1 tRNA gene and 1 rRNA gene are annotated in these 1,971 nt (G+C 59.6%); both read right to left on the reverse strand.

Annotated features, from left to right (window positions below):
* Window positions 1-100: 100 nt before the first annotated feature.
* Window positions 101-172: transfer RNA gene (locus ACP95_RS12590), tRNA-Ala, on the reverse strand.
* 93 nt (window positions 173-265) lie between these two features.
* Window positions 266-1,738 (reverse strand): 16S ribosomal RNA (locus tag ACP95_RS12595).
* Window positions 1,739-1,971 lie beyond the last annotated feature (233 nt).

The following is a 1,971-nucleotide window of genomic DNA, read 5'->3' on the forward strand; positions in this document are numbered from 1 at the left end:
CCTTCCCAGACGCGCTCTCGCGGTCTGGTGCATCGGTCGGTCTGGATTCCATCGTACTCTCGTCGGGCATATAACCCGCCCGGTTTCCTTCTATCCGACATGGACTCGCGGGGATTCGAACCCCGGGCATCCTCCTTGCAAAGGAGGCACTCTCCCACTGAGCTACGAGCCCTATGGAGCCTTGGTAGTTCTAAGGTGCCCGGTCGGAACCGGTGACACCGAAACGGCGAAAGGTGGGTCTGCCCAGAGGGCAGATCCCGGTCTGTGGAGGTGATCCAGCCGCAGATTCCCCTACGGCTACCTTGTTACGACTTAAGCCCCCTTGCGGAGCCCAGATTCGACCTGCTAGGCAGGCCTCATCCGGACCCCACTCGGGTGCTTTGACGGGCGGTGTGTGCAAGGAGCAGGGACGTATTCACCGCACTCTCCTGGAATGCGATTACTACCGAATCCAGCTTCATGCGGACGAGTTGCAGTCCGCAATCCGAACTACGACCGAGTTTCTGAGATTACCGCTCCCTCTCGGGGTTGGAACCCATTGTCTCGGCCATTGTAGCCCGCGTGTTGCCCAGCCCATTCGGGGCATACTGACCTACCGTTGCCCGTTCCTTCCTCCGCCTTGGCGGCGGCAGTCCTCCTAATGTACCCATCATCCTCAAGGGACATGCTGGCAATTAGGAGCGCGGGTCTCGCTCGTTGCCTGACTTAACAGGACGCCTCACGGTACGAGCTGACGGCGGCCATGCACCACCTCTCTACGGCATCGTGGCGAGGTCATCAACCTGGCCGTCATCACCGTAGTCGGGGCTGGTAAGGTTACCGGCGTTGAGTCCAATTAAACCGCAGGCTCCTCCGGTTGTAGTGCTCCCCCGCCAATTCCTTTAAGTTTCATCCTTGCGGACGTACTTCCCAGGCGGTTCGCTTAGCGGCTTCCCTGCGGCACAACACTCACTCGTAGTGAGTGTCACACCTAGCGAACATCGTTTACGGCTGGGACTACCCGGGTATCTAATCCGGTTCGAGACCCCAGCTTTCGTCCCTCACTGTCGGATCAGTCCTCTCGAGGTGCTTTCGCCATCGGTGGTCCGTTCAGGATTACGGGATTTCACTCCTACCCCGAACGTACCCCTCGAGCCTTCCTGTCCCAAGCCGTACAGTTTTCGCCGGACGCCCACCCGTTGAGCGGGTGGATTTCCCGACGAACTTGCACGGCCAGCTACGGACGCTTTAGGCCCAATAAAATCGGTCATCACTCGAGCTGCCGGTATTACCGCGGCGGCTGGCACCGGTCTTGCCCAGCTCTTGTTCCTGAACCTCCCTACGGTTCAGAAAAGAAAGGGCGATATGCCCTTTCACTCGGGGTCCCCTTATCGCACTGGCGTGCAGTGTAAAGGTTTCGCGCCTGCTGCGCCCCGTAGGGCCCGGAATCTTGTCTCAGATTCCGTCTCCGGGCTCTTGCTCTCACAACCCGTACCGATTATCGGCACGGTGGGCCGTTACCCCACCGTCTACCTAATCGGCCGCAGCCACATCCACCAGCGCCGGAGCGTTTGAGCGTCGATGTATTCAAACAATCAACGCGTATCAGGTGTTAGCCTCAGTTTCCCGAGGTTGTTCCTGTCTGGTGGGTAGTTTGGCCACGTGTTACTGAGCTATACGCCGCGGGTCTAAACCCGCACAACTAGCATGGCTAAATCGGACCCCGATAGCAATGACCTCCGGCAGGATCAACCGGAATGTGTACGTGCTGGTGCACGTGGGTGGCGGGTCGGATCACGCATGTGATCGTTACCATCTGGTCTTGCGTATCGGTTACCGTTCGGAATCCACCGGCCGAACCGGGGGACACCGAACTACCAAGGCTCGCATCAGATACCGTCCTGCGGCGGACCACGGGGGCGGAATCCTCATCCGTCGCGGACAGCGGAAATCCGGGTCGATCCCGGGGTGAATCCCGCTGCCCTCTGCGTC

Origin of the sequence: Halolamina rubra (genome assembly GCF_000739555.1) — an archaeon.
Lineage (GTDB): Archaea > Halobacteriota > Halobacteria > Halobacteriales > Haloferacaceae > Halolamina > Halolamina rubra.